Raw genomic sequence first — 6,186 nt, forward strand, 5'->3', positions numbered from 1 at the left:
GAAGTAGCGCAGCGAATCGATGCCGGCGACCGGGATGCCCTTCGCCGACAGCGCATCGGCCACTTCCTTGTCCAGCCCGGCCCAGCCGCCATCGCCGGACAGCAGCACGGCAAAGGTATCGCCCGGAATCTTGGTGGCGACTTCGACGATCGGCAGATCACCCAGGCTCGGTGGCGGTGGTGGTGGCGCCTCGGCGACCTGCTTCTTGGTCAGCGAACGGTAGGCGTTGAGGTACTGCGGCAGCCAGTTGTCGGGGGCCGAGAAGCCATGACCGACTTTCGGCAAGGTGACCAGTTCGGCACCCGGCACCTGGACCACGAAATCGCGGATCGGCTTGGCCTTGCAGACCTGATCGATATCGCCGGCCAGCGCGATCCAGGGCACGCGCAGCTTCTTGGTGGGCAGCAGGTCGACACCCTTGCCGTTCTTGCGCCGGGTGAACTGCACGTCCTCGCCCTTGCACAGCGGTTTGCGAATTTCCAGATCCGGGCAGAAGCCCAGCGAAATTGCACCGGCGAAGGTGCCAGGCGGCGCCTGCACCGCCATCGCGTAGGCCAGCGTGGCGCCGGAGGAATAGCCGACCAGAGTCGGCGTGAAATAGGTCGACAGCTTGGCGTAGCCCTGCAGGTAGTGCGACAGGTTTTCCAGATCGCCGTCCGGGAACACGCACTGGCCGCCGTCCTTTTCAAGCTCGCCGACCAGCTGCGGCATGCTGACGCCGGCGACCATTGCGCCTTCGTCGACCAGGGCCTGCGCCATGCCGGCGACGTTCTTGTCCCAGCCGGCATCGCCGGACAGGAACAGCACGAAGGACTTGACCTCGCCCTTGGGCTTGTACAGCGTCACGTCCTTGAAGCGGCCGTGGGAAACCTTTTCCTGCGCCTGCAGCGGCCCGCTCAGCAGCAAGCCGGCAATGACCGCCGCGCGCAGCAACCCTTTCATCTGCCTCATTTGCCAATGACTCCTCTCAGACCGCCGCTGATCAGCGCGGCAGTGTCGGTCAGCACGATCAGCGGCGCCACGCCGCCCGGGGACGCGAGATAGCGCGGCTCCCAGATCGGATCGAATTTTTCCTTGAACGCACGCAGTCCCTGGAAGTTGTAGAAGTGCTCGCCGTGCGAGAACAGCAAGCGCCCGAAACGATGCCAGTTCGGGGCGAGCGGATGTTCCGCCATGCCGGACAGCGGCGCCATCCCCAGGCCGAAGCGCAGGAAGCCCTGGGCCTGGAAATGCAGCATCAGCTGGGCGAACAGATAGTCCATCGAGCCACGTGGCGCATCCGGCAGATGGCGCATCAGATCGACGCAGGCTTCGATCCTGCGCTCGGTCGACATCAGCGTCGCAAAGGCCACGGCTCGCGTGCCCTGGCGTACCAGCGCCACCGGCTGGCGCCGCACATAGGCTTCGTCGAAAGCGCCGAGCGAAAAGCCTTTCTCGGCGGTGTTGTGCTCGCCGAGCCAGGCGTCGGAGATCGCCTTGATCTCGGCCATCACCTGCGACACGCCGGCAACCGGAATCACCTCGAAGCTCAGGCCTTCGCGTTCGGCACGATTGACGCCCTGGCGCAGGTTGGCGCGTGCTTTTCCCTTCAGCGAAAAATCCGGCAAGGACACATGGGCGTCTTCGCCCAGCTTGAACACCCGCAGGCCGGCGTCGAGATAGGCCGGCAAGGTCTGCGGCCGCACCTGATAGAACGAGGCGCGGCCGCCGGATTCGCGAGCGCGCTCCAGGAAGCGCCAGACCAGCTCCGGCCATTCGCTCTGCGGGCCGACCGGATCGAACAGCGACACCCAGGAACGGCCGTGGCGGCCGAACATCACGAAGGCTTTTCCAGACTCGGAAAACAACAGCTGCTTATCGCCCATCAATGCCAGGCAGGCATCGGCCGAATCCTGCTGGCGGATGATCGCTTCGGCATTGCTCAGCGAGGTTTCATCGGTCTTCACCAGCTTGCCCTGCGGTGGCCGCAGCAGCTGGCGCACGGCGATGGCCAGCGCCACCAGCGCTACCGCGACCAGCGCCCGCAGCGAGCGCGGCGCGTGGCCATCGAACTCGAACTGCCACCACAGATCGCGGCGGTATTCGACGTCCTGATAAGCGAACAACAGCAGCCCGGTGAGCGCCGCCAGAATGGCACCGACCGATAGCAGCCAGCCGCCGGTGAACGGCTGCGCCAGCAGCGAAGCCTTGCGGGTGAACTGCTTGCGTGACAGCGCCAGTGCTGCGACCAGCACGCTCAGCAAGCTCGCTTCCGACAAGGCAATGCCCTTCGGCAAGCACAGCACCAGACTCACCGCCGCCAGGAACAGGCCAGCCCACCAGGCGGCATCCAGCCTCAGCAGCATGCCGCGCGCGACGAACAGCAAACCCAGGCCGGCGATGCTGCCAAGGAAATGCGCGGCTTCGACCAGCGGCAACGGCACATGCAGGGACAGCAGCTCGGTGGCGGCATCGGTCGCCGGCGTGACGCCGGAGACCAGCAGCAGCACGCCGATCACCAGGGTGTAGGCCGCCAGCAGCAGCGGAGCCAGACCCGCTGCGGCACGGGTCACCGGTGCGGCGACGCCGCGCTGCAGCTCCGAGATCACCAGCAGGCCGAGCGCCACCAGCAGCGGCAGCAGGTAATAGATCACGCGATAGAGCAGCAGCGCGCCGGCCAGGGTTTCGGTCGGCACGTGACCGCCAAGCGCCACCAGCATGATCGCCTCGAAGACACCGAGGCCACCGGGCACGTGGCTGAGGATGCCGAGCACCGTGGCGATCGCGTAAAAGCCGACAAAGGCCGGAAAGCCGACCGCACCGGCCGGCAGCAGTAGCCAGAGCACGGCCGCCGAAGCGGCGATGTCGATCGCCGAGAACAGCAGCTGCTGCAGCGCCAGCGATCCGGACGGCAGGCGTCGCGTGCTCGTTTCGCCCGCAGGCTGCGTCTTGTACTGGAAGCAGCGCAGCAACAGTCCGGCGGCGGCGGCCAGGATCAGCGCCGCGATGACCCGCAGGGCCAGCACCGGCAGATGGGCGACCGGTGCCACTGCGGTCGCTCCCCAGAGCAGCGCAGCAGCGCCGACCACGGTCACGCCGATGCCGAAGGCCGCGGCATTGAAAGCGATCGCCCGGGAAATCTGCCCGGCCTCGACACCGGCCGCCCCGTACAGACGCATGCGCACCGCGCCGCCGGTGAGCACGCCAAGACCGATGGTGTTGGCCAGCGCATAGGCGATGAACGCGGTCTTGGCGACCACCGGATACGCGACCTTGGCACCGACATAGCGCAGCGAGGAGTGGTCGTAGCCGGTCAGCGCCAGATAGCTCAGCGCTGTCGCCATGATCGCCAGCAGCATCGCTCGCGGCGGCGTGTCCTGCACCGCCTGGATCACTTCCGCGTAGCTCATTTCGGCCATCAGGTGGCGCAACGCCTCGAACAGCAAGGTCGCCACCAGCACCGCAAAACCTCCCAGCAACCAGTGACGCCAGCGTTGGCCCCACGACGACAAGCGCTCCATCTGGATTGGAGTCATAGATTGTGATTTTTCTCTTCGATGGCCGGAAGTTTCGCACTCCCCGGTCCCTCGTGGTGTGACGGCCGTGATCGCGGATGTCATTTGCAACAGTCTGCGCCGCCATCTGAAACACGCCCGGGCCTTGCCGCAGGCAGTCTGCCTTGGCAAAGCCGAAACCGGCATGGCCGTTCACACAACTCTCCCTGGAATCATGCGCAAGAACGCAGGCCCCCTACTCTCCCTGCCCCGACTCCTGGTCGTCGTACTGCTGATCGCGGCCGGCGGTGGCCTGTGGGCCTGGTCATCACGCGCGCCGGCTGACGACGCTGCTGTTGCCACGGCGTCCGGCCGTCACGGCGGCGGCCCACCGCAGGCGGTTTCCGCAAGCCCGGTCAAGCGTCAGGACGTGCGGGTGATGGTCGCCGCGATCGGCAGCATGGCGGCGTCGAACACGGCCGTGGTCCGCGCCCAGGTCAGCGGTGTGCTGCAGAGCCTGAACTTTCGCGAAGGCCAGCAGGTGGAAGCCGGCCAGCCGATCGCCCAGATCGATCCCCGCGCATTCGCCGCAGCTGCCCAGCAGGCCGACGGCGCGCTGGCGCGGGACAAGGCGCAGCTCGCCGGTGCTGAAGTCGATCTGCTCCGCTATCGCGATCTGCTCAGCAAGGATGCGATTCCCAAGCAGCAGCTCGATACCCAGGAAGCGCTGGTCCATCAGCTGGAAGGCACCACCCAGGTCGATGAGGCCGCGCTGGCAACCGCGCGCCTGCAAGTCACCTACGCCAAGGTCGTCGCACCGATCACCGGCCGCGCCGGCCTGAAGCAGGCCGACCTCGGCAACCTGGTACAGCCCGGCGATCCGAACGGCATCGTCAGCATCACCCAGACGCGCCCGATCACCCTGACCTTCGCGGTGCCCGCCATCCACGTCACCGCGCTGATGCAGCAGCTGCGCGGCAAGCAGGCGATTCCGGTGGAAGTCTGGGACAGCGCCGGTCGGCAGCGGCTCGCCGTCGGCCGGGTCGATACGCTGGACAACGCCATCGATGCCAGCACCGACACCATCCGGGTCAAGGCGCTGTTCGCCAACGACGACGACGCGCTGTTCCCCAACCAGGCAGTCAGCGTGCGTCTGCAGCTGGACGTGCTGAAGGACGCGCTGGTGGTGCCGCAGGCCGCCGTGCAGCGCGGCGCCAAGGGCTTCTATGTCTACGCGCTGGGGCCGGACCAGACGGTCAGCGTGCGGCCGGTGGTGCAAGGCGCGGTCGATGGCGATCAGGTTGCGGTCACCGGCCCGCTGGAAGCCGGCGAGCAAGTGGTCGTCGATGGTGTCGACCGCCTGCACGAAGGCTCGAAAGTGGACGTGATCGCCAGCGCCGATCCGGCCTCGACGCCGGCCGGTGCCGCCGGTGACCGGCCGCATCACGGCCGCGGCAACAAGCCACCGGCGTCGGGCAACGCGGCTCCGAACTGAGCCGCCGACGATGAATCCCTCCCGTCTATTCATCGAGCGTCCGGTCGCCACTTCGCTGCTGATGGTCGCGATCCTGCTCAGCGGCTTGCTGGCCTATCGCCTGCTGCCGCTGTCGGCACTGCCGGAAGTCGATTACCCCACCATCCAGGTGACCACGCTCTATCCCGGCGCCAGCCCGGACGTCATCGCCACCACGGTCACCGCGCCGCTGGAACGGCAGTTCGGGCAGATGCCGGGCCTGAGCCAGATGACCAGCACCAGTTCCGGTGGCGCTTCGCTGATCACTCTGCGTTTCTCGCTGGGCCTGGCGCTGGATATCGGCGAACAGGAAGTGCAGGCGGCGATCAATGCGGCGACCAATCTGCTGCCGGACGATCTGCCAGTGCCGCCGGTCTACGCCAAGGTCAATCCCGCCGATGCGCCGATCCTGACCCTGGCGATCACCTCGAAGTCGCTGCCGGTGACCCAGGTCCACGACCTCGCCGAGAACCGGCTGGCGCCCAAGCTTTCGCAGCTCACCGGTGTCGGTCTGGTGGCGATCGCCGGTGGCCAGCGGCCAGCGGTGCGCATTCAGGCTGATCCGAGCAAGCTCAGCTCGCTGGGCCTGTCGCTGGACGATGTCCGCAGCGCGATCACCACCGCCAACGTCAATCAGGCCAAGGGAAGCTTCGATGGTGCCCAGCGCGCCTCGACCATCGACGCCAACGATCAGCTGCGCTCGGCCGCCGAATACAAGAACCTGATCCTCGCCTGGAAAAACGGCCGGCCGCTGCGGCTGAATGATGTGGCCGTGGTCGTCGATGACGCCGAGAACCGTCTGCTCGCGGCCTGGGCCGATCGTTTGCCGGGCGTGATTCTCAACGTGCAGCGGCAGCCGGGCGCCAACGTCATCGAGACCGTCGACCGGGTCAAAGCGCTGCTGCCGCGGTTGCAGGCTTCGCTGCCATCGGCACTCGATGTGCAGATCATCGCCGACCGCACCACCACCATCCGTGCTTCGGTGGACGACACCGAGTTCGAGCTGCTGCTGGCGATCGGCCTGGTGGTGATGGTGATCTTCCTGTTCCTGCGCAGCGTGCCGGCGACGCTGATTCCCAGCGTGGCGGTGCCGCTGTCGCTGGTCGGCACCTTCGGCGTCATGTACCTCGCCGGCTTCTCGATCAACAACCTGACCCTGATGGCGCTGACCATCGCCACCGGCTTCGTCGTCGACGACGC

The 6,186-nt window shown here is 66.9% G+C and carries 4 protein-coding genes; 2 read left to right on the plus strand and 2 right to left on the minus strand.

Features of this window, described 5'->3' with window-relative positions; translation table 11 throughout:
• Both QZY06_RS21315 and mprF read right to left on the minus strand, forming a co-directional pair.
• Window positions 1-951 (minus strand): AcvB/VirJ family lysyl-phosphatidylglycerol hydrolase (locus QZY06_RS21315; RefSeq protein WP_295688076.1); only part of this gene is annotated, 951 nt, incomplete at its 3' end.
• Window positions 948-3,515 carry a bifunctional lysylphosphatidylglycerol flippase/synthetase MprF gene (mprF, locus tag QZY06_RS21320; RefSeq protein ID WP_295688078.1) on the minus strand — a complete coding sequence of 856 codons (2,568 nt, stop codon included), beginning with the start codon at window positions 3,513-3,515 and terminating at the stop codon, window positions 948-950. The genes QZY06_RS21315 and mprF, both read right to left, overlap by 4 nt.
• Before the next feature lie 193 nt (window positions 3,516-3,708).
• On the opposite strand from mprF, the gene QZY06_RS21325 reads away from it, so the two are divergent.
• Both QZY06_RS21325 and QZY06_RS21330 read left to right on the plus strand, forming a co-directional pair.
• On the plus strand, window positions 3,709-4,968 hold the full coding sequence (locus QZY06_RS21325) for an efflux RND transporter periplasmic adaptor subunit (protein ID WP_295688081.1): 1,260 nt from the start codon (window positions 3,709-3,711) through the stop codon (window positions 4,966-4,968).
• A 10-nt stretch (window positions 4,969-4,978) separates the two neighbouring features.
• On the plus strand, window positions 4,979-6,186 hold a 1,208-nt coding region (locus tag QZY06_RS21330; protein WP_295688082.1), incomplete at its 3' end, for an efflux RND transporter permease subunit.

It is taken from the genome of uncultured Nevskia sp. (genome assembly GCF_903885465.1).
In the GTDB taxonomy this organism is placed as follows: Bacteria; Pseudomonadota; Gammaproteobacteria; order Nevskiales; family Nevskiaceae; genus Nevskia.

Coding starts and splice junctions, on each gene's coding strand:
- mprF (WP_295688078.1), bottom strand. CDS start 3,515: ATGACTCCAATCCAGATGGAGCGCTTGTCGTCGTGGGGCCAACGCTGG.
- QZY06_RS21325 (WP_295688081.1), top strand. CDS start 3,709: ATGCGCAAGAACGCAGGCCCCCTACTCTCCCTGCCCCGACTCCTGGTC.